Genomic DNA, 25,453 nt, shown 5'->3' with positions numbered 1-25,453 from the left:
GGCCTGGTGCTCCCGGCCGCCGGGCTCGACGCCCGCGCCGACCGCCTGGCCCGGCACCTGGCCGCGCACGGCATCGGCCCCGAGTCCCTGGTCGCGCTCGCCCTGCCGCGCTCCACCGTGGACCTGGTCGTCGCCACGCTCGCCGTGTGGAAGGCCGGCGGAGCCTACCTGCCCGTCGACCCGGCCTACCCGGCCGACCGGATCGCGTACATGCTGGACGACGCCCGCCCCGCCCTGGTCCTGGCCACCGCGGAGACGGCCGCACGGCTGCCCCACGGCACCGTGGCCCTCCTCCTCGACGAGCTGGACCCGGACGCCCCGCCGGCCGTCGTGCCCGCCGCCGTCCCGGCGCCCGGCCACCCGGCGTACGTCATCTACACCTCCGGCTCCACCGGCCGCCCCAAGGGCGTCGTCGTCACCCACGCCGGCGTCGCGGACCTGCTCGCCACCCAGGCCACGCGGTTCGGGGCCGGCCCCGGCGCGCGGGTCCTGCAGTTCGCCTCGCCCAGCTTCGACGCGGCGTTCTGGGAGCTGTGCATGGGCCTGCTCTCCGGCGGCGCCCTCGTCGTCGCCGGCGCCGACCGGCTGCAGGCCGGGGCACCGCTCGCCGACACCCTCACCACCCACCGCGTCACCCACGCCACCCTGCCGCCCGTCGTCCTGGCCGCCATGGACGCCGACCCGCGGCTGCTGCCCGGCGGGGTCCTGGTCTCCGCGGGCGAGGCGCTCTCGGGCGAGCTGGTCGGCCGCTGGGCCGCGGGCCGCCGGCTGTTCAACGCCTACGGGCCCACCGAGACCACCGTGTGCGCCTCCATCGGCGGACCGGTGCACGAGGTGGCCGTCCCGCCCATCGGCACCCCCGTCCTCGGCGCCCGGCTCCGCGTCCTCGACGCCCGCCTGCGCCCGGTCCCGCAGGGTGTCACCGGCGAGCTGTACGTGGCGGGCCCGCTCGCGCGCGGCTACCTCGGCCGCCCGGACCTGACCGCCCAGCGGTTCGTCGCCGACCCCTACGGCCCGGTCGGCACCCGGATGTACCGCACCGGCGACCTCGTGCGCCACCGCGCCGACGGGCAGCTGGAGTACGTCTCGCGCGCCGACGACCAGGTCAAGGTCCGCGGTTTCCGTATCGAGCTGGGCGAGGTCGAGGCGGCGCTGGCCCGTCACGAGGACGTCGGCCAGGTCGCCGTGGTCGTCCGCGAGGACACCCCGGGCACCAAGCAGCTCGTCGGGTACGTCGTCCCGCGCCCCGGGCACAGTGCCGACCCCGCGCGGCTGCGCACGTACGCGGCCGGCTCGCTGCCCGACTACATGGTGCCCGCGGCCGTGGTGGTCCTGGACGCCCTGCCGGTCACCCCCAACGGCAAGCTCGACCGCAAGGCCCTGCCCGCCCCCGACCACTCCGCGGCCGCCGGCGGCCGCCAGGCCGCCACCGAACGCGAGGAGATCCTCTCCGGCCTCTTCCAGGACCTGCTGAACCTGACCGCCGTGGGCGTCGACAGCAGCTTCTTCGACCTCGGCGGCGACAGCATCATGTCCATCCAGCTCGTCAGCCGGGCCCGGCAGGCCGGCCTGCTGATCGCGCCCGGCCAGGTCTTCGAGCACAAGACGGTCGCCGCGCTCGCCCTCGTGGCCGGCACCGCCGAGGACGTACCCGCGCCCGTCACGGGCACCGGCACCGGCCGCGTGCCCGCCACCCCGATCGTGCACTGGCTGCGGATGCGCGGCGGCCCCATCGGCCGGTTCCACCAGTCGATGCTGCTGCACACCCCTCCCGGCCTCACCGAGGAGCACCTCACCGGCGCGCTCCAGACGCTCCTGGACCACCACGACGCCCTGCGCGCCCGCCTGGTGCGCGACGCGGACTGGGCGCTGGAGGTCCCCGCCCCCGGCACCGTCCGTGCGGCCGCGCTGCTGCGCCGTACCATCCTGGCCGCCGACGCGGCCGACGGCTCCGGGGCGCTGCGGGCCGCGGTCGCCGCCGAGGCCGACGCGGCCGCCGACCGGCTCGACCCCGACGCCGCGGTGATGCTCCAGGCCGTCTGGTTCGACGCCGGACCCGGCCGCGCCGGCCGGCTGCTGCTCCTGGTCCACCACCTGGTGGTGGACGGCGTCTCCTGGCGCGTCCTGGTCCCCGACCTCGCCGCCGCCTGCGAGGCACTGGCCAAGGGGCAGCGGCCCGCCCCGGCGCCCGTGCCCACCCCGCTGCGCGTCTGGTCCGAGGCACTGACCGCCGCCGCTCCCGCCCGCGCGGGCGAACTGGCTCTGTGGCAGCGGCAGTTCGAAGGAGCCGACCCGGTCCTCGGCACCCGCCGCCTGGACCTGGCCCGCGACGTCTTCGCCTCCGAGCGGACCGTCGTACGCACCCTGCCCGCCGGCCCCACCGCCGCGCTGCTCACCGAGGTGCCCGCCGCCTACCACGCCGGTGTCAACGACGTCCTGCTCACCGCCTTCGCGATCGCCGTCGCCGACTGGCGCGCCCGCCGCGGCCGGGGCGGCGGTACGGACGTCCTCGTCGACCTCGAGGGCCACGGCCGCGAGGACGTCGTCGAGGGCGCCGACCTCTCCCGCACCGTCGGCTGGTTCACCAGCCTCCACCCGGTCCGGCTCGACCCCGGCCCGGCCGGCCGCGCGGCCCTGCGTACCGGCACCGGCACCGACGGCGGCCTCGGCGAGGCCCTCAAGCAGGTCAAGGAGCAACTGCGCGCCCTGCCCGACAGCGGCATCGGCCACGGCATGCTCCGCCACCTCGCCGGCAGCCCGGAGCTCGCCGACCGCCCCGCCCCGCAGCTGGGGTTCAACTACCTGGGCCGCTTCCCGGCCGCCGCCGCCCGCCCCGACGCGTGGACCGCCGCCCCCGAGGGCGACCTGCTCGGCGGCGGCAGCGACCCCGGCATGCCGCTCACCCACGAACTCGAACTCAACGCGCTCACCCAGGACCACCCCGACGGACCGCGCCTGCTGGCCACCTGGTCCTACGCCGGGGAGCTGTTCACCGAGGCCGAGGTCGCCGACCTCGCCGACACCTGGCTGCGCGCCCTCGACGCGACGGCCGACCTTGCCCGGGCACCCGAGGCCGGCGGGCACACCCCCTCCGATCTGACCCTCGTCTCTCTGTCCCAGGCCGAGATCGACCTGCTGGAAGCCGACTGGAGAACCTCCTCATGACGAAGCCGGGACTCGCCGACGTACTGCCCCTCTCGCCGCTGCAGGAAGGGCTGCTCTTCCACGCCCTGTACGACGAGCAGGCCGCCGACGTCTACACCGTGCAGCTGGTCTTCGACCTCGACGGCCCGCTGGACCCCGCCGCCCTGCGCGCGGCCGCCCAGGGCCTCCTGGACCGGCACCCCAACCTCCGCGCCGCGTTCCGCTACGAGGGCCTCAGCCGCACCGTGCAGATCGTGCCCCACTCGGCCGGACTCCCCTGGGTGGAGACCGACCTGAGCGGCACCACCGACCCGCTCACCCAGCAGGCCGAAGCCGACGCACTGCTCGCCGCCGACCGCGCCCGCCCGTTCGACCTGACCCGCCCGCCGCTGCTGCGCGGCGCCCTGTACCGGCTCGGCGCGCAGCGGCACCGCCTGGTCCTCACCCTGCACCACATCCTGGCCGACGGCTGGTCCATGCCGGTCCTGGTGCGCGAACTGTTCCAGCTGTACGCCACGCACGGCGACGACAGCGCCCTGCCCCGCGTCACCCCCTACCGCCAGTACCTGGCCTGGCTCGCGGGCCAGGACAAGGCGGCCGCCGAGACCGCCTGGCGGGATGCGCTCGCCGGGTTCGCCGAACCCAGCCTGATCGCCCCGGCCGACACCCCGCCGGCCACCGTCCCGCCGCAGGCCCTGACCGTGGAGCTGACCGAGGAGCTCACCACCCGGTTGCGCGAGCAGGCCCGCCACCACGGCCTGACCCTCAACACCGTGCTCCAGGGCGCCTGGGCCCTGCTGCTGGCCAAGCTCACCGGCCGCGACGACATCGTCTTCGGCGCGACCGTCTCGGGCCGACCACCCCAGATCCCGGGCATCGAGACCATGGTCGGCCTGTTCATCAACACCCTGCCGGTCCGTATCGAACTGCCGGCCGCCGAACCGTTCGCCGAGGCCCTGGCCCGCCTCCAGACCCGCCAGGCCCGGCTGATGGACCACCAGCACCTGGGCCTGACCGAGGTGCAGCGCATCGCCGGGCACGGCCCGCTCTTCGACACCATCGCCGTGTTCGAGAACTACCCGCTCGACATGGCCGGCCTCCAGCCCGGCGGCGACCTGACGCTGACCGGTCTGACCGCCACCGACGCCACCCACTACGCCCTCGGCGTCATCGCCTCCGTCGTCGACGGCCGGCTGCGGATGCGCCTGGACCACCGCCCCGACCTGTTCGACACCGAGGCCGTGCGGCGTATCGGCGACCGCCTGATCCGCGTCTTCGAGGCCTTCGCGGCCGACCCCGCCCGCCCCGCCGGCCGGATCGACGTCCTGGCCCCCGAGGAGCTCCGGCAGGTGCTGGGGGAGGGGGACGACACCGGCGCCCCGGTCGCCGCGACCACCGTCCCGGCCCTCTTCGCCGCCCAGGCCGCCCGTACCCCCGACGCGATCGCCGTCAGCTGCGAGGGCGAGCACCTCACCTACGCCGAACTGGACGCCCGCGCCAACCGGCTGGCCCACCTGCTGGCCGGCCACGGCGCAGGCCCCGAGCGGTTCGTGGCGCTCGCGCTGCCCCGCTCCACCGACCTGGTGGTCGCCGTCCTCGCCGCCTTGAAGTCCGGCGCCGCGTACCTGCCGCTGGACCCGGACTACCCGGCCGACCGGCTCGCGTACACCCTCCAGGACGCGCGCCCCGCCCTGCTGGTCACCCGCGGCGACGCGGGCCTGCCCGGCGGCCTCGGCGCGGACCTCCCCACCCTGCTGCTGGACGAGCCCGCCGCCCGCGCCGCGCTCGCCGCCGCGCCGGACACCGCCCCCGCGGCCGCCCTCGACCCGGCCCACCCGGCGTACGTCATCTACACCTCCGGCTCCACCGGCCGCCCCAAGGGCGTCGTGGTCCCGCACCACAACGTCGTCCGCCTCTTCGGCGCCACCGACCACTGGTTCGGCTTCGGCCCCGACGACGTGTGGACCCTCTTCCACTCCTACGCCTTCGACTTCTCGGTGTGGGAGCTGTGGGGCCCGCTGCTGCACGGCGGCCGCCTGGTCGTCGTCCCGCACGCCGTCAGCCGCTCCCCCGAGGAGTTCCTGAAGCTGCTCGCCGACGAGCGCGTGACCGTCCTGAACCAGACGCCGTCGGCCTTCTACCAGCTGATGCAGGCCGACCGGGAGAACCCCGCCACCGGCGACCGGCTGGCCCTGAAGCACGTGGTCTTCGGCGGTGAGGCGCTCGACCTGTGGCGGCTGGCCGACTGGTACGAGCGGCACGACGAGCACGCACCCGTCCTGGTCAACATGTACGGGATCACCGAGACCACCGTGCACGTCAGCCACCTCGCCCTGGACGCCGCCGGCGCCGCCGCCGGACCCGGCAGCATGATCGGCGGGGCCATCCCCGACCTGCGGATCCACGTGCTCGACAGCGGCCTGCGGCCCGTCGCGCCCGGGGTCCCCGGCGAGATGTACGTCGCCGGCGCGGGCCTGGCCCGCGGCTACCTGGGCCGCCCGGACCTGACCGCGGGCCGGTTCGTCGCCGACCCGTTCGGCGCCCCCGGCACCCGGATGTACCGCACCGGCGACGTCGCCCGCCGGACCGAGGACGGCGGCCTGGAGTTCGTCGGCCGCGCCGACGAGCAGGTCAAGATCCGCGGCTTCCGCATCGAACTCGGCGAGATCGAGGCCCGGCTGGCCTCCCACCCGGCGGTGGCGCAGGTCGCCGTCGTCGTGCGCGAGGACCGGCCCGGCGACCGGCGGCTCGCCGCCTACCTGGTGCCGCCGGCCGGCGCGGACACCGACGTCGCGCAGGTCCGCGCCCACGCCGCGCTGGCCCTGCCCGACTACATGGTCCCGGCCGCCTTCGTGGTGCTCGACGCCCTGCCGCTCACCCCCAACGGCAAGCTCGACCGCAAGGCCCTGCCCGTCCCCGAGACGCCCGGGTCCGCCGGGACCGGACGCGCCCCGCGCACCGCGCGCGAGGAGATCCTGTGCGGCCTCTTCGCCGACGTCCTCGGCGTGGCGAGCGTCTTCGCCGACGACCACTTCTTCGACCTCGGCGGGCACTCCCTGCTCGCCACCCGTCTGGTCGGCCGGGTCCGCGCCGCCCTCGGCGTCGAACTCGCCATCCGTACCCTCTTCGAGGCCCCCACGCCCGCCGCGCTCGCCGAGCGGACCCTCGGCGCCGACGCGGCCCGCCCGCCGCTGCTGCCCGCCGTACGGCCCGAGCGCGTCCCGCTGTCGTACGCGCAGCGCCGGCTGTGGTTCCTCGACCGCCTCGAGGGCCCCGGCGCCACCTACAACATCCCGCTCGCCCTGCGGCTGCGCGGCACCCTCGACCGCGACGCCCTCCAGGCCGCCCTCGGCGACCTCGTCGTCCGCCACGAAGCGCTGCGCACGCTCTTCCCCGAGGAGGCGGGCGTCCCCTACCAGGAGGTCCTGGACCCGGCGCTGGCCCGTCCCGTGCTGCACGTGGTGGCGACCGGTGCCGAGGAGCTCGACGGCGCGCTCGCGGCGGCCGCCGCCCGCGGCTTCGACCTGGCCGGGGACCTTCCGTTGCGCGCGGAGCTGTTCGTGCTCGGCGCCGAGGAGCAGGTGCTGCTGCTGACGGTCCACCACATCGCCGCCGACGGCTGGTCGATGGTGCCGCTGGGCCGCGACCTCGCCGCCGCCTACGCCGTTCGTACGCAGGGCCGCGCCCCGCAGTGGCAGCCGCTGCCCGTGCAGTACGCCGACTACACCCAGTGGCAGCAGGAGCTGCTCGGCGACGAGGGCGACCCCGGCAGCCTGGCCGCGGCCCAGCTGGCGTACTGGAAGGAGACCCTCGCCGGCTCCCCGGACCTGCTGGAACTGCCCACCGACCGGCCCCGCCCGGCCGTCGCCAGCCACCGCGGCGGGATGCTCGCCTTCGCCGTCGACCCCGCCCTCCACCAGGGCCTGACGTCCCTGGCCCGCGAGTCCCGCGCCACGCTGTTCATGGTGCTCCAGGCAGGTCTGGCCGCGCTGCTGTCGCGGCTCGGTGCGGGGGAGGACATTCCGCTCGGTGGGGCGGTCGCGGGCCGGCAGGACGAGGCGTTGGACGACCTCGTCGGTTTCTTCGTCAACACGCTGGTGCTGCGTACGGACGTGTCGGGTGATCCGACGTTCCGTGAGTTGCTCGCCCGGGTGCGGGAGGCGGACCTGGCGGCCTTCGCCCACCAGGACGTTCCGTTCGAGCGGGTCGTGGACGCGGTCGCCCCCGAGCGTTCGCAGGCCCGCCACCCCCTCTTCCAGGTGATGCTCGTCCTGCAGAACACCGGCAACGCCGAGCCGGCCCTGCCCGGGCTCGCCACCAGCACGTGGCCCGTCGGCACCGGAGCCGCCAAGTTCGACCTCGGCCTTGAGTTCACCGAGCGCCCCGGCGGCGGCATGGACGGCCTGGTCGAGTACGCGAGCGACCTCTTCGACCCCGCCACGGTCGAGCGGCTGGTCGACCGCCTGCTGCGGTTGCTCACCGCCGTCACCGCCGCCCCGGACGCCCCCGTCACCGCCGTCGAGGTGCTGCGCGGGGACGAGCGCGGGCAGGTGCTCACCGACTGGAACGACTCCGCCCGCGCCCTGGAGGCGCTCACCGTCCCCGAGCTGTGGGCCCGCCGGGTCGCCGCCGACCCCGAGGCGCCCGCCCTGATCGGTGACGGCCTGGTGCTCCCGGCCGCCGGGCTCGACGCCCGCGCCGACCGCCTGGCCCGGCACCTGGCCGCGCACGGCATCGGCCCCGAGTCCCTGGTCGCACTCGCCCTGCCGCGCTCGGTGGACCTGGTGGTGGCGGCCCTCGCGGTGTGGAAGGCCGGCGGAGCCTACCTGCCCGTCGACCCGGCCTACCCGGCCGACCGGATCGCGTACATGCTGGACGACGCCCGCCCCGCCCTGGTCCTGGCCACCGGAGCCACCCGCGACCGGCTCCCGGAGGGCACGGACGCCGTCCTCCTCGACGAGCCGGCCCCGGACGCACCGCCCGCCGCCCCGACCGCCACCGTGCCCGCCGCCGTCCCGGCGCCCGGCCACCCGGCGTACGTCATCTACACCTCCGGCTCCACCGGCCGCCCCAAGGGCGTCGTCGTCACCCACGCCGGCGTCGCCAGCCTGCTCACCACCCAGCGCGAACGCCTGGGCGTCGGCCCCGGCAGCCGCGTGCTCCAGTTCGCCTCGCCCAGCTTCGACGCGGCGTTCTGGGAGCTGTGCATGGGCCTGCTCTCCGGCGCGGCCCTGGTCGTCGCCGACGCCGACCGGCTGCAGCCCGGTGAGCCCCTCGCCCGGACCCTGACCGAACACGGCGTCAGCCACGCCACGCTCCCGCCGGTGGTCCTGGCCGCCATGGACGCCGACCCCGGCCTGCTGCCCGGCGGCACCCTGGTCTCCGCGGGCGAGGCCCTCTCCGGCGAGCTGGTCGCCCGCTGGTCGCCGGGCCGCACCCTGGTCAACGCCTACGGGCCGACCGAGTCGACGGTGTGCGCCTCCACCAGTGGCCCGCTCGCCGCCACCGACACCGTCCCGCCGATCGGCACTCCCGTCGCCAACACCCGCCTGTACGTGCTGGACGCCCGGCTGCGCCCGGTCCCGCCCGGTGTCGTCGGCGAGCTGTACCTGGCCGGGTCCTCCCTGGCCCGCGGCTACCTGGGCCGGCCCGACCTGACCGCCCAGCGGTTCGTGGCCGCGCCCTTCGGCGCCGCGGGCGAGCGGATGTACCGCACCGGCGACCTGGCCCGCTGGCGTGCCGACGGGCAGCTGGAGTACGTCTCGCGTGCCGACGACCAGGTCAAGGTCCGCGGTTTCCGCATCGAGCTGGGCGAGGTCGAGGCGGCGCTGGCCCGTCACGAGGACGTCGGCCAGGTCGCCGTGGTCGTCCGCGAGGACACCCCGGGCACCAAGCAGCTCGTCGGGTACGTCGTCCCGCGCCCCGGGCACAGTGCCGACCCCGCGCGGCTGCGCACGTACGCGGCCGCCTCGCTGCCCGACTACATGGTCCCCGCGGCCGTCGTCGTCCTGGACGCCCTGCCGGTCACCCCCAACGGCAAGCTCGACCGCAAGGCCCTGCCCGCCCCCGACCACACCGCGGCCGCCGGCGGCCGCCAGGCCGCCACCGAACGCGAGGAGATCCTCTCCGGCCTCTTCCAGGACCTGCTGAACCTGACCGCCGTGGGCGTCGACAGCAGCTTCTTCGACCTCGGCGGCGACAGCATCATGTCCATCCAGCTCGTCAGCCGGGCCCGCCTGGCCGGCCTGGTCATCACCCCGCGCCAGGTCTTCGAGCACCGCACCGTCGCCGCGCTCGCCGCCGTCGCCGGCAGCCTGGACCAGGTCGTCGGCGAGGGCCCCGACCTCGGCACGGGCGACGTCCAGCTCACCCCCACCGTCCACTGGCTGCGCGAACGGGGCGGCCCCATCGGCCGGTTCAACCAGTCCACGCTCGTCCAGGCCCCCGCCGGCCTCACCGAGGAGCACCTCACGGCCGCCCTGCGGGCCGTCCTCGACCACCACGACGCGCTGCGCGCCCGCCTCACCCGGGACACCGGCCGCTGGCGGCTGGACATCCCCGAGCGCGGCAGCGTCGACGCCGCCGCCCTCGTCCGGCACGTGGACGCCGCCGGGCTCGACGCCGCCGCCCTGCGCCGGCTGACCTCCACCGAGAGCGAGGCCGCCTGGGGCCGCATCGACCCGGACGCCGGGGTGATGCTCCAGGCCGTCTGGTTCGACGCCGGACCCGGCCGCGCCGGCCGCCTGCTGCTCGTCGCCCACCACCTGGTCGTCGACAACGTCTCCTGGCAGGTGCTGCTGCCCGACCTGGCCGCCGCCTGCGAGGCCCTCGCCGAGGGCCGGGACATCGCCCTCCAGCCCACCGGCACCTCCTTCCGGCGCTGGGCCGAACACCTGGTGGAGCTGGCCCACAAGCCCGAGCGAGAGGCCGAACTCCCGCTGTGGGAGGCCCTGCTGGAGGAGCCCGACGCCCTGCTGGGCGAGCGCCCGCTCGACCCCGGCCAGGACGTCTTCGCCACCATGCGGTTCCTGACCACCCACGAGGACGCCGAACACGTCACCCCGCTGCTGACCTCCCTGCCCGCCGCCTACCACGCCGGCGTCAACGACGTCCTGCTCACCGCCCTCGCGCTGGCCGTCGCCGACTGGCGGGCCCGGCGCGGCGAGGACGACGAGCACGCGGTCCTCGTCGACCTCGAGGGCCACGGCCGCGAGGACGTCGTCGACGGCGTCGACCTCTCCCGCACCGTCGGCTGGTTCACCAGCCTCCATCCGGTCCGCCTGGACCCCGGCCCGCACACCGCCGCCGACCTCGACTCCGGCGGCCCCGCCGTCGGCGAGGCCCTCAAGCGGATCAAGGAACAGCTGCGCGCCCTGCCCGACCACGGCCTCGGCTACGGCCTGCTGCGCCACCTCAACCACCGCACCCGGGACGTCCTGCGCGACCTGCCCGGTCCCCAGATCAGCTTCAACTACCTGGGCCGGTCCGCCCCGGCCGGCAGCGGCGACGCCGCCCCCTGGACCCCGGTCGCCGACGCCGACATGGTCGGCGGCGCCGACCTCGAAGGCGGCCGGCCCGACCCCGAGACCCCGCTGACCCACGCCCTCGGCGTCAACGCGATGACCGAGGACCACCCCGACGGGCCGCGCCTGCTGCTCGTCTGGTCCTGGCCGCAGACCCTGCTGCGCGAACAGGACGTCACCGAGCTCAGCGCCTGCTTCTCACGCGCCGTGCGGGCCCTGGCCGCACACGCCGCGCACGCCGGCATCGGCGGGCTCACCCCGTCGGACCTCTCGCTGGTCCGGCTCAGCCAGGACGAACTCGACGCGTTCACCTCGGACACCGGGCCGGCCGGCCCGGACGACTGGGACGCCGAGGGCGACGACGACTTCACGGACGAATGGGAGATGGCCAAGTGAGCAAGTCCGCGATCGAGGACGTCCTGCCGCTGTCACCGCTGCAGGAAGGCATGCTGTTCCAGGCCCTGTACGACGAGGAGGGCCCGGACCTGTACGTCCACCAGCTCCTCCTCGACCTCGAGGGCCCCCTGGACACCCGGGCGCTGCGCCTGGCCGCGCGCAGCCTGCTGCGCCGCCACGCCAACCTGCGCGTCGGCTTCCGCCACGACCGCTCCACCGAGCCCGTCCAGCTGGTCCACCACAAGGTCCCCGTACCGTGGGAGCAGATCGACCTGAGCGCCCTCGACGAGGACAAGCGCCAGGCCGAACTCGCCCGCCACGCCGACGAGGACCGCGCCCGCGGCTTCGACCTGACCCGCCCCCCGCTGCTGCGCTTCACCGTCTTCCGGCTCGGCCCCGACCGGTTCCGCCTGATGCTCACCAAGCACCACATCCTCATGGACGGCTGGTCGGTGCCCGTCCTGGTGCGCGAGCTGTTCGAGCTGTACGGCAGCAAGGGCGACCCCGCCGTCCTGCGCCCGGTCACCCCGTACCGCGACTACCTCGCCTGGATCGCCGCGCAGGACGCCGACACCGCCCGCGAGGCCTGGCGCGGCGCCCTCGACGGCATCGACGAGCCCACCCTCGTCGCCCCCGTCAGCCGCGGCCGCGGCCTGGTGCGACCAGGCTGGCTCCGGCACGAGGTGCCGGTGGAGATCACCACCGGGCTGCTCGCCTTCGCCCGCAGCCGCTCCCTGACCGTCAACACCGTGGTCCAGGGCGTGTGGGGCCTGCTGCTGTCCGCCCTGACGGGCCGCGACGACGTCGTCTTCGGCGCCATCGTCTCCGGCCGCCCGCCCGAGATCCCCGGCGTCGACACCATGGTCGGCCTCTTCATCAACACCCTGCCCGTCCGCGTCCGCTTCCGCCCCGAGGAATCCCTCCTGGACGCGCTCACCCGGCTCCAGGCCGAACAGTCCGAACTCCTCGCCCACCAGCACGTCCGCCTCACCGACGTCCAGCAGCTCTCGGGCCACCAGGAGCTGTTCGACACCACGCTCGTCTACCAGAACTACCCCGTCGACCCCACCACCGAGGAACTCGTCGTCGACGGCGTCCGCTTCAGCGGCGTCGACGGCCGCGACGGCGCCCACTACCCGCTCAACCTCGCCGCCGGCCTGATGGGCGACGACCTGCACCTGCGGCTGTGCTACGCCCCCGACCTCTTCGACGAGGCCGCCGCCCGGGCGGTCCTGGACCGCCTGGTCCGGCTGCTCACGGCCGTCGTCGCCGACCCCGGCCGGAGCGTGGGCCGCCTCGACGTGCTCTCCCCGGCCGAGCGTCGGCGCATCCTCGGCGACTGGAACGACACCGCCCGCGCGATCACCCCGCAGACCCTGCCCGAGCTGTTCCGCGCCCGGGTCGAGGCCGACCCGGACGCGCCCGCCCTGCTCCTGGGCGACACCACCGTCTCCTACGGCGAACTCGACGCCCGCGCCAACCGGCTGGCCCGCCGCCTCATCGAGCGGGGCGTCGGCCCCGAGCAGTTCGTCGCCGTCTCCGTCCCCCGCTCCGTCGAGCTGATCACCGCCCTGTGGGCCGTCCTCAAGGCCGGCGCCGGCTATCTGCCGCTCGACCCCGACTACCCCGCCGACCGCCTCGCCTTCATGGTCGAGGACGCCCGGCCCAGCCTGCTGATCACCACCGCGGAGACCGCCGCCCGGCTCGGCGACAGCCTCGGCGACGTACCCCGCCTGGTCCTGGACGACCCCGGCACGGGCGCGGCGCTCGCCACGTACGACGACGCCCCCGTCACCGACACCGAGCGGACCGCACCGCTGTCCACCGCCCACCCGATGTACATCATCTACACCTCCGGTTCCACGGGCCGCCCCAAGGGCGTCGTGGTCCCGCACCACGGCCTGGCCAGCCTGGTGGCCACCCAGCGCGAAGCCGTCCAGGCCGGCCCCGGCAGCCGGGTCCTGCAGTTCGCCTCCGTCAGCTTCGACGCCGGTTTCTGGGACATCTCCATGGGCCTGCTCTCCGGAGCCGCCCTGGTGCTCGGTGCCGCCGACGACCTGCTGCCCGGCGAGCCGCTGGCCACCCTGGTCGCCCGGCACGAGGTCACCCACGCCACCCTGCCGCCGGTCGCGCTCGCCTCCCTCCCGGCCGGGCCCGGCGTCCTCGCCGGCGCCACCCTCGTCTCCACCGGCGACGCCTGCACCCCCGAGCTCGTCGCCCGCTGGGCCCCCGGCCGCCGGCTGCTCAACGGTTACGGACCCACCGAGACCACCGTCGGCGCCACCATGAGCGGCGCCCTCGGCATCGGCGGCACCCCGCCCATCGGACGCCCCTTCGTCAACTCCCGGGTGTACGTCCTGGACCGCTGGCTGCGCCCGGTACCGCCCGGCGCCGTCGGCGAGATGTACATCGAGGGCCCGGGCCTGGCCCGCGGCTACCTGCGCCGGCCCGCCCTGACCGCCGAACGGTTCGTGGCCAACCCCTTCGGAGCCCCCGGCTCGCGCCTCTACCGCTCCGGGGACCTCGGCCGCTGGCGGGCCGACGGCCATCTGGAGTTCGCCGGACGCGCCGACCACCAGGTCAAGGTCCGCGGCTTCCGCATCGAGCTCGGCGAGATCGAGTCGGTCCTCGCCGGCCACGAGAGCGTCGGCCACGCCGCCGTGATCGTCCGCGAGGACGAGCCCGGCGACAAGCGCGTCGTGGCGTACGTCGTCCAGGCCGACGGGCAGCACGCCGAACCCGAGGCGCTGCGCGAGCACATCGCCGCCTCCCTCCCGGAGTTCATGGTCCCCTCCGCGACCGTCGTCCTGGAGGAGTTCCCGCTCACCCCCAACGGCAAGGTCGACCGCAAGGCGCTGCCCGCCCCGGAACTCGCCGGCTCCACCACCGGCCGGGCGCCGCAGACCCCCGAAGAAGAGGCGCTGTGCGCCCTCTTCGCCGAGGTGCTCGGCATCGAGCGGATCGGCGTCGACGACAGCTTCTTCGCCCTCGGCGGGCACTCCCTGCTCGCCACCCGCCTGGTCAGCCGGGTCCGCTCCGACCTCGGCGTGGAACTCGCCATCCGCACCCTGTTCGAGGCGCCTAGCCCGGCCGCGCTCGCCGAACGCGTCGCCGCCGCCGGCGGGGCCCGCACCCCGCTGCGTGCCGGACCCCGGCCCGACGTGGTGCCGCTGTCCTTCGCCCAGCGCCGGCTGTGGTTCATCAACCGGATGGAGGGCCCCGGCGCGACGTACAACATCCCGCTGGCCGTCCGCCTGCACGGCGCCGTCGACCACGCCGCCCTCGACGCGGCCCTGGCCGACCTCGTGGAGCGCCACGAGAGCCTGCGCACCGTGTTCCCCGCCCCCGACGGCGAACCCCGCCAGCAGGTCCTGGCCCCCGGGACGTACCGGACCGCGTTCACCTTCACGGCCACCACGAAGGACGCCCTGGACGGACTGCTGGCCGCCGAGGCCGCCCGCGGCTTCGACCTCGCCGCCGACCTGCCGCTGCGCGCCCACCTCCTGAGCACCGCCGCCGACGAGCACGTGATGCTCCTGGTCATCCACCACATCGCCACCGACGGCTGGTCGATGGCCCCCCTCGCCCGGGACCTGGCCACCGCCTACGAGGCCCGCACCGCCGGCCACGCCCCGCGGTTCACCCCGCTGCCCGTCCAGTACGCCGACTACGCCCTGTGGCAGCGCACGGTCCTCGGCAGCGAGGACGACCCGCGCAGCGTCGCCGCCCAGCAGCTCGCCTTCTGGCGCACCGCCCTGGACGGCCTGCCCGACCGGCTCCAGCTGCCCACCGACCGGCCCCGCCCGGCGGTCCTCGGCAACCGCGGCGCGGGCGTCACCTTCACCCTCGACGCCCAGCTCCACGCGCGTCTGGCCCGCCTCGCGCACGACGGCCGCGCCAGCATGTTCATGGTGCTCCAGGCCGGCCTCGCCGCTCTGTTCGGCGCCCTCGGCGCCGGCCCGGACATCCCCGTCGGCACCCCCATCGCCGGCCGCACCGACGACGCCCTCGACGACCTGGTCGGCTTCTTCGTCAACACCCTGGTGCTGCGGACCGACACCTCGGGCGACCCCACCTTCCGCGAGCTGGTGGCCCGGGTCCGCGAGAGCGACCTGGCCGCGTACGCCCACCAGGACCTGCCCTTCGAGCGGCTGGTCGAGGTCCTCAACCCGGCCCGCTCCCTGGCCCGGCACCCGCTCTTCCAGGTGCTGCTGTCGGTGCACAACAACGCCGAGGCCGAGCTGCGGATGCCGGGGCTGGAGGCCACCGCCCACCCGGCCGAGCAGACCGTCGCCAAGTTCGACCTGGAGGGGCACCTGGGGGAGCGGTTCGACGCGGCCGGCTCGCCCGCGGGCATCGACGGCATCCTGCAGTACAACACCGACCTCTACGACCGGCCCACCGTCGAACTCCTCGTGGAGCGCTTCGTACGGCTGCTCACCGCGGTCACCGACCGGCCCGACGAACCGATCGGCCGGGCCGACGTCCTGGGCGCCGACGAACGGCAGCGGGTCCTGGAGGACTTCAACGACACCACCGCCGACGTCCCCGCCACCACCCTGACCGACCTGCTGGAGGAGCAGGCCGCCCGCACCCCCGACGCGACCGCCGTGACCTTCGAGGGCCACTCCCTGACGTACGCCGGCCTGCACGCCCGGGCCGACGCGCTCGCCCGCGTGCTGCGCGGCCGCGGCGTGGGCCCGGAGAGCGTGGTCGCGCTCGCCCTGCCGCGCTCGGCGGACCTGGTCGTCTCCCTGCTGGCCGTCCTCAAGGCGGGCGGCGCCTACCTGCCCGTCGATCCCGGCCACCCGGCCGAGCGGATCGCCTTCACGCTCGCCGACGCGGCCCCCGCCCTGCTGCTGACCGACACGGCCACCGCGGACCGGCTCCCGGCAGCCCCCGCCGTGCCGCGGCTGCTGATCGACGGCCCGCGGGCCGGCGTACCGGCGGCCGGAGCGCCGCTCCCGGCGCCGCGCAGCGGCGACCACCCGGCGTACGTCATCTACACCTCCGGCTCCACCGGCCGCCCCAAGGGCGTCGTGGTCCCGCACCGCGGCATCGTCAACCGGCTGCTGTGGATGCAGCACCGGTACCGCCTGGGGGCCGAGGACCGGGTGCTGCAGAAGACCCCCGCCGGATTCGACGTCTCGGTCTGGGAGTTCTTCTGGCCGCTGATCCAGGGCGCCACCCTGGTCGTGGCCCGCCCCGACGGCCACAAGGACCCCGCCTACCTCGCCGCGCTGATCCGCGCGGAGGGCGTGACGACCGCGCACTTCGTGCCGTCCATGCTCCAGGCCTTCGTGCGGGAGCCCGCCGCGGCCGGCTGCACGGGCCTGCGCCGCGTGGTGTGCAGCGGCGAGGCCCTGCCCGAGGAACTCCAGAGGCAGTTCCTCGCCCTGCTGCCGGGGACCGGGCTGCACAACCTGTACGGCCCCACCGAGGCCTCCGTGGACGTCACCGCGTGGGAGTGCGGCGCCGCACCCGGACCGGTCCCCATCGGCCGCCCGGTGTGGAACACCCGTACCTACGTCCTGGACGCCGCCCTGCGCCCGGTGCCCCCCGGCACGCCCGGCGAGCTGTACCTCGCCGGTGCCCAGCTGGCCCGCGGCTACCTCGGCCGGCCCTCGCTGACCGCCGAACGGTTCACCGCCGACCCGTACGGCCCGCCCGGCGCCCGCATGTACCGCACCGGCGACCTGGCGCGCTGGAGCGCGGACGGGGTCCTGCACTACCTGGGCCGCACCGACGACCAGGTCAAGATCCGCGGCTTCCGCGTCGAGCTCGGCGAGATCGAGGCGGCGCTGACCCGCCACGAGGGCGTCGCCGGCGCGGCCGTACTGGTCCGCGAGGACCGCCCCGGCGACCAGCGGCTGGTGGCCTACGTGGTCCCGCAGACCCCCGGGACGGGGCGCGCGGCTCCCTCCGCCGACGACCTGCGCGCCCACCTGGCGGCCGTGCTGCCCGAGCACATGGTGCCCGCCGCGTACCTCGCCCTGGACGCGCTGCCGGTGACCGCCAACGGCAAGCTGGACCGAGGCGCCCTGCCCGCCCCGGAGCCGGTCGCCGTCGGCGGCCGGGCGGCGCGCACCCCGCGCGAGGAACAGCTGTGCGCCCTGTTCGCCGAGGCGCTGGGCCTGGAACGGGTGGGCATCGACGACGACTTCTTCCACCTGGGCGGCCACTCGCTGCTGATCGTGCGGCTGGCCGGCCGGATCCGGGAGACCCTCGGCGCCGAACTCACCATCCGCACCCTGTTCGAGGCGCCGACCGTCGCCCTGCTCGCCGGGCGGCTGGGCACCGACACCGTCGACGACGCCCTCGACGTCCTGCTGCCGCTGCGCCCGCACGGCACGCTGCCCCCGCTGTTCTGCGTCCACCCGGGCCTGGGCATCGGCTGGGCCTACTCCGGGCTCGTCCCGGCCCTGGAGGCGGACCGCCCGGTCTTCGCCCTCCAGGCCCGTGGCCTGACCGGCGGGAGCGAACCGCTCCCGGCCACCCTGCGGGAGATGGCCGACGACTACGTCGAGCGGATCCGCGGCGTCCAGCCGCACGGTCCGTACCACCTGCTCGGCTGGTCCTTCGGCGGGGTGGTGGCCCACCAGATCGCCGCCCGGCTGCGGGAGCAGGGCGAGGAGGTCGCCCTGCTGGCGCTCCTCGACGCCTACGCGAGCGGCACCCGGCAGGCCGACGTCACCGGCGAGGAGTTCCGCCGCGAGCTGTCCGCCGCCCTGCGCGACGGCGACGGCGACGGCGACGGCACCGGGCCGGCCGGGTTCGGCGGCCTGGAGGAGCGTCACGTCGCGGCCGTCGAGCGGGTCGCGGCCAACAACGCCCGCCTCCAGGCGGACACCGGCGCACTCGGCCACCACGACGGCGACGTCCTGTACTTCTTCGCCACCGAGGGCCGGGGCGACGACGCGCCGACGGTCGCCTCCTGGGAGCCGTACGTGTCCGGCCGCATCGAGGTCCACGACCTGCCCTGCGCCCATGACGAGATGACCCGGCCCGGACCGGTCGCCGAGATCGGGCGACTGCTCGCGGACCGGCTGACGCGAGGAATGAGGAACTGAACTGTGGAGCTGGCAATCCAGGCGGAGGGACTCCGCAAGCGCTACGGCGACCACGAGGCACTGCGGGGCGTCGACCTCGCCGTCCCGGCGGGCTCCGTCCTCGGTGTCCTCGGCCCCAACGGCGCGGGCAAGACGACCACCGTCCGCATCCTGGCGACCCTCCTCGAACCGGACGGCGGCAGCGCCCGGGTGGCCGGGTACGACGTGGTCCGCGAACGCAAGGAGGTCCAGCGGGCCATCGGGCTGACCGGCCAGTACGCGGCCGTCGACGAGCAGCTCACCGGCGCCGAGAACCTGCGCATGGTGGGCATGCTCCAGCGGCTGACCCGGGCCCGAGCCAAGGAGCGGGCCACCGAACTGCTGGAGCGGTTCCGCCTGACCGAGGCCGCCGGCAAACCGGCCGGCACGTACTCCGGCGGGATGCGCCGCCGCCTGGACCTGGCCGTCAGCCTGGTCGCCGGGCCCCGCGTCCTCTTCCTCGACGAGCCGACCACCGGCCTGGACCCGGCCAGCCGGCTCGAGCTGTGGGCGATGATCCGCGAACAGGTCGCGGCGGGCGTCACCGTGCTGCTGACCACCCAGTACCTGGAGGAGGCCGACCAGCTGGCCGACCGCATCGTGGTCGTCGACTCCGGCCGGGTGATCGCCGAGGGCACCTCGGACGAGCTCAAGCGCACGGTGGGCGGCGAACGCCTGGAGGTGGGCCTGGCCGACCCGGCCCAACGGGCCCTCGCGGCCGCGGCGCTGACCCGCGCCGTGGGCGCGGTGCCGCTCGCCGACGATGCCGACGACGCGAACGGACTCCTGCGCGTGCAGCTGGCCGCCGGCCTGGACGACATCGCGGAGGCGGCCGTCGCGCTGCGCGCGAGCGGCGTGGCGGTCACCGACTTCGCCGTCCGCCGGCCCTCGCTCGACGACGTCTTCCTCAGCCTGACCGGCCATACCGACCAGCGGTCCGCCGACCCGGCCGCCGGGCCGGCCACCACCCCGGCCGCCGAGCCCGCCGGGGCACCCGCCGACGCACCCGCCGAGGCACGTATCGAGGAACGGAGCGCGGCATGAGCGCGGTGGCCGGAACGACCCGCGGCGACGGCCTGGCCGCCGCCCTGACCGACGGCGTGATCTGCGTCGAACGCCATCTGCGCCACTTGCGCCGGGCCCCCGGCCGGCTGGTCAACGCCGTCCTGCTGCCGATGGTCTTCGTCCTGCTCTTCGGCGTGCTGTTCGGCAGCGTGATCGAGGTCCCCGGCGGCGGATACGCCGAGTTCATCATGGCCGGCATCTTCACCCAGGGCGTCCTGACCGCCGTACCCGACACCTCCGTCGGCGCCGTGGAGGACCTGCGCAACGGGCTCGTGGACCGCTTCCGCTCGCTGCCCATGTCCGGCGCGGCCGTCCTGATCGGCCGGACCGTCGGCGACACCGTGCTGCGCGCGCTGAGCTGCGCGGCCATGGCCGCCGTGGGCCTGGCCATCGGCTGGCGCACCCACACGGGCGTCCTCCAGGTGGCCGCCGGCTTCGGGATCCTGCTGCTGTTCGGGTTCACCGTCGCCTGGCTGGGCGCCCTGATCGGCCTCTCGGTGGGCGACCCCTCGACGGCCTCCTCGGTGCCCTCGCTGCTGCTGATGCCCGTGATGTTCCTGTCCAACGCCTTCATCCCGCTGACCGGCCTGCCCGACTGGCTGCGCGTGGCCGCCGAGTGGAACCCGCTGAGCTCCGTCGTCGGCGCCTGCCGCGAACTGTGGGGCAACCCGGCCGCGACCGCCGGCCACTCCTTCCCGAACGACCATCCCATCGCGCTCAGCCTGGCCTGGATGGCGCTGATCCTCGCGGTCGTCGCCCCGCTGGCGATCACCAAGTACCGCACCGCCGTCGCCCGTTGAGCGCCGCACCCGAGGGGAAACCCACGCCATGACCGACACCGTCGCCGAGCCCGCCGCCCCGGCCCGGGCCCACACCCCGACGCACGTCCCGACCGACACCGCCTCCGAGCCGCTCAGCTACGGCACCTACCTGGAGGTCCCGGGCCTGCTGGCGCTCCAGCGCCCGCGCACCGACGCCCACGACGAGCTGCTCTTCATCGTCACGCACCAGGCCATCGAGCTGTGGTTCTCCTGCGCCCTGCACGAGCTGGAGCAGGTCCGCACCAGCCTGGACCGCGAGCTGCTCGGCCGGGCCCGCTGGGGCCTGCGCCGGCTGACCCGCCTCACCTCGCTCTGGCTGGGGCACCTCGACGTCCTGGCCACCATGACCCCGGCCGGCTTCAGCGAGTTCCGCGGCGCGCTGGGGGAGTCCAGCGGTTTCCAGTCCGTCCAGTTCCGCGAGCTGGAGATGATCTCCGGCCTGCGCGACCGCCGCTACCTGGACCTGCCGGGCGCCACCGCCGCCGAACGCGGCAGGCTGCGGCGCCGCTTCGAGGAGCCCACCCTGAACGACGCGTTCACGCGGCTGCTGGAGCGCCGCGGCCTGAACGCGGAGAAGCTGTTCGCTCCCGGCCAGCCCGACGAGGAACTGCGCGACACCGCCGAGGACCTCCTGGAGTACGACGCCCTGTTCCACCAGTGGCGCTACCAGCACTGGATGCTGGTGGTCCGGGCCCTGGGCGGACGGCCCGGCAGCGGCGGCAGCGCCGGCTCCGCGTTCCTGCGCACCACGCTCGACAAGTGGTTCTTCCCCGAACTGCACGAGGCCCGCAGCCAGGTTCACGCACCCCCCGCGCGGGAAGCTTCCGCCGAGGGGGACGGGAACGTCGTCTACGGCTGCCCGATGGGCTACGGCCCGGACCTTTCCGCCTGACACCACCACCCACGATAGGAACTCCATGCGCACTGCACCCGTCGACGCCAGCCGCACCAGGAGCCGCTCGGCGGCCGCCGCGGACCGTATCCCGGCCGCCGCGTCCTGGCAGAGAGCGACGGGCTTCGCCGCGTGCGTGTGGATGGTCCTCTTCGCGGGCTTCCACGCGTACTGGGCGCTGGGCGGCACGTACGGACTGCCGCCGGGCGAGTCGCTGGTCGACAACACGCCCCTGTTCATCATCGACCTGATCGCCATCCCCATGAACCTGGGCGGCGCCGCCCTCGCGCTCGCCCTGGTGCAGCGCTGGGGGCTGTTCTTCCCGCGCTGGCTGGTACTCCTGGGCGCCTGGGGCTGCGCCCTGCTGATGGTCTTCCACGCGCTGCCGGCCATGGTCGACCTCGCGATCTACCTGGCCGGCCGGCGCGAGGGGCCGCTGGAGGGCATGGACCGCTTCAGCGTCCTGCTCTACGAGCCGTACTGGATGCTCGGCGGACTGCTGTTCACCGTCCTGGCCCTGGCCTTCCAGCGGCGCACCCGCCCGCTCACCCCGGAGGCCTGACATGGAGCACGAGCACCACGCGCACGCCACCGAGCAGTCGGCGCTGGACGCGCTGCTGCCGCGCTGGGACCACCGCGAACGGCACTCCGTCGCCGTGGACGCCCCGCGCGAGCGGGTGCTGCGGGCGGTGGACGAGACGCGCTGGCGCGACCTCCCGCTCTTCCACGCGCTGATGGTGGCCGGGACGCTCGGCACCAAGCGCGACAAGGCCCAGGAGCCCTTCCTCGGCTCCATGACCAGCGGCGGCTTCACCGAACTGCACCGCGGCGGCGACGAGCTCGTGGTCGGCGCGGCCGTGGCCACCACGCACCCCAAGGGCCCCGCCGCGCTCGCCGAGCCGGCCGGTGACTCCTTCGCCGCCCTCGACCTCCCCGGCCACTACAAGGTGGCCTTCAACTTCCACTACGGCCACGGCCGGCTGACCACCGAGACGCGCGTGCTCAGCACGGACGACGCCACCCGGCGCTCCTTCGCCCGCTACTGGCTGCTGATCCGGCTGCCCAGCGGACTGATCCGCCGCGAGTGGCTGCACGGCATCCGCCGCCGCGCCGAGTCCCCGGCGAGCCGTACCCCCTGACACGCGACACGTGACACGCGACTGAGAGCGGACATGACGACAACGACCGAGACCGTCCACGCCCGCCACGGCGACCTGGACGCCGTGGACCTGACCGACCCGCGCACCTTCGTCACCGAGGACACGGCCGCCCTGCACGCGCTGTGGCAGCGCTTCCGGGCTGAGCGCCCCGTCCACCACCACCGCGCCACCGGGGCCCTGCCCGGCTTCTGGGCGCTGACCCGCTACGACGACGTGATGGCCGTCTACAAGGACACCACCCGCTTCACCTCCGAACGCGGCAACGTCCTGTCCACCCTGCTCCAGGGCGGCGACTCGGCGGCCGGGAAGATGCTCGCCGTCAGCGACGGCGCCCGCCACCGCGCCATCCGCAACCTGATGCTCAAGTCCTTCTCCCCGCGGGCCCTGGGCCATGTGGTGGACCAGGTGCGCACCCGCACCCGCGACCTGCTCTCGCAGGTGCTGGACCGGGGCTCCTTCGACTACGCCGAGGCGATGGCCGAACACATCCCGATGGGCACGATCTGCGACCTGATGGCCGTACCGCCGCAGGACCGGCAGGCGCTGCTCGACTGGAACAAGCAGGTGCTCAGCGCCGACAGCGGCGACAGCGGAGCCGACGAGGCGTGGCTGGCCCGCAACGAGATCCTGCTCTACTTCTCCGACCTCGCCCGCGCCCGCCGCAAGAACCCCGGCGACGACGTCATCAGCGCGCTGGCCACCGGGGAGATCGAGGGCCGGCCGCTGACCGAGGAAGAGATCATCTTCAACTGCTACAGCCTCATCATCGGCGGCGACGAGTCCAGCCGGATGGCGTCCATCGGCGCCGTCCTGGGCTTCATCGAACACCCCGAGCAGTGGCGGGCCTTCACCGCCGGCGAGGTGAGCGTGGACAGCGCCACCGAGGAGGTGCTGCGCTGGACCACGCCCGCCATGCACTTCGGCCGCCGGGCCCTGGTCGACGTGGAGATCGGCGGCCGCACCGTCCCGGCCGGCGACATCGTCACCCTCTGGAACACCTCGGCCAACTTCGACGAGTCGGTCTTCGCCGACCCGCTGCGCTACGACCTGGCCCGCACCCCCAACAAGCACGTCACCTTCGGCTTCGGCCCGCACTTCTGCCTGGGTGCCTTCCTGGGCCGCGAGGAGCTCAAGGCCCTGCTCCACGCGCTGCGCGACATGGTCGGGGCCATCGAGTCCCGCGGCGAGCCCCGCCGGGTGTACTCCAACTTCCTCTACGGCTACAGCAGCCTCCCGGTGGCCTTCAAGGCCGCCTGAGCGCTCCCCGGGCGGGCCGGCCGACCGGCCCGCCCGGGGCCCGGGGTCACCGCGGTACGGGCCTGCGCTGGGACTTGAAGATGCCGAACACCACCCGGATCACGAGCCCGCAGCTGACCATCATCAGGTTGTAGCCGATCAGCTGGAACAGCGTCAGGGACGGGTTCAGCGACGGTCCGTGGTCCGTACCGAGCAGCAGCACGCCGATCAGGCCGGTGACACCGCCCAGGAAGGCCAGCAGCACGTCGTGCACGAGGGTGCGCACGAACCGGCGGTCGCGCTCGTCGGCGAGCAGGCGCACCTGCACCCCGAGCCGGCCGTGCTCCAGGGCGTTGGTGATCCGCTCCACCCGCCGCGGCAGCCGGCGCAGCATCGGCGCCAGCGCGAGCGCCTCCTCCGACAGGACCTGCCCGATCGAGGTGGGGCTCAGCTTGCGTTCCAGCTGCGAGGCGGCGAAGGTACGGGCCTGCGCCACGATGTCGAAGCCCGGAACCAGCTGTTCCATCGCCCCTTCCAGGGTCGCTAGCGCCCGGAAGGTCGCCGCGATCTCCGGCGGTACGGTCAGCCCGTGCCGGGCCACCAGCAGGAACAGGTCGGCGAACATCTCCCGGTCCGGCCGCACCCCCGGGGTGAGGTGGCGGGCCATGAAGCGGCCCAGCGCCCGCTCCAGCCGGATCTCGTCGATGTCCTCACGCCGGTCGACCAGCTCCAGCAGCGCGTCGGAGAGCGCCACCGGATCACTGCGGTGGATGGCGAGCAGCAGATTGCGCAGCGCCGCCCGCAGCACCCGGTCGATCCGGCCCACCGAACCGAAGTCGAGCATGCCGAGCTTGCCGTCGTCGAGCAGCATGATGTTGCCCGGGTGCGGATCGGCGTGGAACACCCCGCCGATCATGATCTGCTCCAGGACGCACTCCAGCAGCTGTCCGGCCAGCTCGGAGCGGTCCAGGCCGCGCTCCTCGATGACGGAGCCCGCCGCGTTCAGCGGTACGCCGGTCAGGTACTCGAGGACCAGCACCCGCTTGCTGCACAGCTCCTCGTGGACCACCGGCATCCGGACCGTGGAGACCATCTCCGGACGGCTGTTCGCCGCCCTGATGGTGGCCATGTTGCGGGCCTCGATACGGAAGTCCAGCTCCTCGTTGAGGGAGTCGGCGAACCCGGCGGCCAGGTCGACGGCTCCGAAGTCCCGCCCCCATGAGGTGTGTTCCTCGATCTTGTGGCTCATCCGGAACAGGATGTCCAGGTCCCGGTCGACCACCGGCCGCGCCCCGGGCCGCTGCACCTTCACCACCACCTCCTCACCGGAGGCCAGCCGCGCCCGGTGCACCTGCGCGATGGAGCCCGCCGCCAGCGGTACGTGGTCGAACTCGGCGAAGAACGCCGCCGGCTCCTTGCCCAGCTCTTCGGTGAGCACCTGCTCGACGTCCTCCCAGGAGTCGGCCGCCACCTGGTGCTGGAGCTTGGTCAGCTCCTCCACGAACTCGCCGGGCAGCAGGTCGTACCGGGTGGACAGCACCTGCCCGAGCTTGACGAAGGTGGCGCCGGCCTCCTCGAGCGCCAGCCGGACGCTGGCCGCCAGCTGGGCCCGTTCCACGGTGGCCTCGCTGCCGCCGCCCCGGCCCCGGCCGCGCAGCGCGCCGCCCAGGCCGTGCCGCACCGCGATCCGGCTCAGCTGCGCGTACCTGCGGGTCCGGGCCACCCGCCGCCGGACTGCCCGGGGCCAGCGCACCACCCCGGCCAGCGAGCCGGAGGGCATCACCATCTCCGAGACGGCGAGGAAGACCACCGCGGCCAGCGCGGTCAGGCCCAGGTGCACCGACAGCAGCGCGCCGCGCCGGGCTTCGCCCATGGCGGCGCCGATCAGGCCGGCGGCGCTGATGGCCACGAAGCCCGTGAGCGCGGCCCGCACCTTGCCGATCCGCACGCCCAGCAGCCGCCGGGCCCCGATGGAGAGCGCCGCGACGGCCAGGACGAGGGTGAGCGCGGCGACGATGAGGAAAAGGGTCAGTTCCATGGCAGTGCGCCGCCCGGCCCCCGCCACCCCCTGACGTGGGGGAGCGGCGGGGACCGGACGGCGCCCTCCTCTCGTACGGATCGCGCGGAA

Annotated in this window: 10 protein-coding genes; 9 read left to right on the top strand and 1 reads right to left on the bottom strand. The window is 75.0% G+C overall.

Annotation, left to right across the window (positions count from 1 at the left end):
• From ACZ6KO_RS33645 to ACZ6KO_RS33605, 9 genes are all read left to right on the top strand, one after another.
• Positions 1-3,165 (top strand): amino acid adenylation domain-containing protein (locus tag ACZ6KO_RS33645; protein ID WP_469307775.1); only part of this gene is annotated, 3,165 nt, incomplete at its 5' end.
• Positions 3,162-11,063 carry an amino acid adenylation domain-containing protein gene (locus tag ACZ6KO_RS33640; RefSeq protein ID WP_469307774.1) on the top strand — a complete coding sequence of 2,634 codons (7,902 nt, stop codon included), beginning with the start codon at positions 3,162-3,164 and terminating at the stop codon, positions 11,061-11,063. The genes ACZ6KO_RS33645 and ACZ6KO_RS33640, both read left to right, overlap by 4 nt.
• Complete coding sequence (locus ACZ6KO_RS33635) at positions 11,060-18,133, top strand: amino acid adenylation domain-containing protein (protein WP_469307773.1); 7,074 nt, start codon at positions 11,060-11,062, stop codon at positions 18,131-18,133. Before ACZ6KO_RS33640 ends, ACZ6KO_RS33635 begins: the two co-directional genes overlap by 4 nt.
• Positions 18,134-18,136: 3 nt before the next feature.
• Positions 18,137-19,195, top strand: a complete 1,059-nt coding sequence (locus ACZ6KO_RS33630) for an ATP-binding cassette domain-containing protein (RefSeq protein WP_469307772.1) — start codon at positions 18,137-18,139, stop codon at positions 19,193-19,195.
• Positions 19,192-20,016 (top strand): ABC transporter permease, encoded by an 825-nt coding sequence (locus ACZ6KO_RS33625; RefSeq protein WP_469307771.1) that lies wholly within the window; start codon positions 19,192-19,194, stop codon positions 20,014-20,016. Before ACZ6KO_RS33630 ends, ACZ6KO_RS33625 begins: the two co-directional genes overlap by 4 nt.
• A gap of 28 nt (positions 20,017-20,044) precedes the next feature.
• Entirely contained in the window at positions 20,045-20,929 is an 885-nt protein-coding gene (locus ACZ6KO_RS33620) for a tryptophan 2,3-dioxygenase family protein (protein ID WP_469307770.1), read from the top strand.
• 25 nt (positions 20,930-20,954) lie between these two features.
• Positions 20,955-21,491, top strand: coding sequence for a DUF3995 domain-containing protein (locus ACZ6KO_RS33615; RefSeq protein ID WP_469307769.1), 537 nt, complete (start codon positions 20,955-20,957; stop codon positions 21,489-21,491).
• 1 nt (position 21,492) lies between these two features.
• Entirely contained in the window at positions 21,493-22,068 is a 576-nt protein-coding gene (locus ACZ6KO_RS33610) for a hypothetical protein (protein ID WP_469307768.1), read from the top strand.
• A gap of 33 nt (positions 22,069-22,101) precedes the next feature.
• Positions 22,102-23,346, top strand: coding sequence for a cytochrome P450 (locus ACZ6KO_RS33605; protein ID WP_469307767.1), 1,245 nt, complete (start codon positions 22,102-22,104; stop codon positions 23,344-23,346).
• A gap of 46 nt (positions 23,347-23,392) precedes the next feature.
• On the opposite strand, the gene ACZ6KO_RS33600 is transcribed toward ACZ6KO_RS33605, so the two are convergent.
• Positions 23,393-25,363, bottom strand: coding sequence for an ABC1 kinase family protein (locus tag ACZ6KO_RS33600; protein WP_469307766.1), 1,971 nt, complete (start codon positions 25,361-25,363; stop codon positions 23,393-23,395).
• Positions 25,364-25,453 lie beyond the last annotated feature (90 nt).

Source organism: Streptomyces sp. NPDC042102 (assembly GCF_055582305.1).
This window is presented reverse-complemented; position numbering and strand designations above follow the sequence as displayed.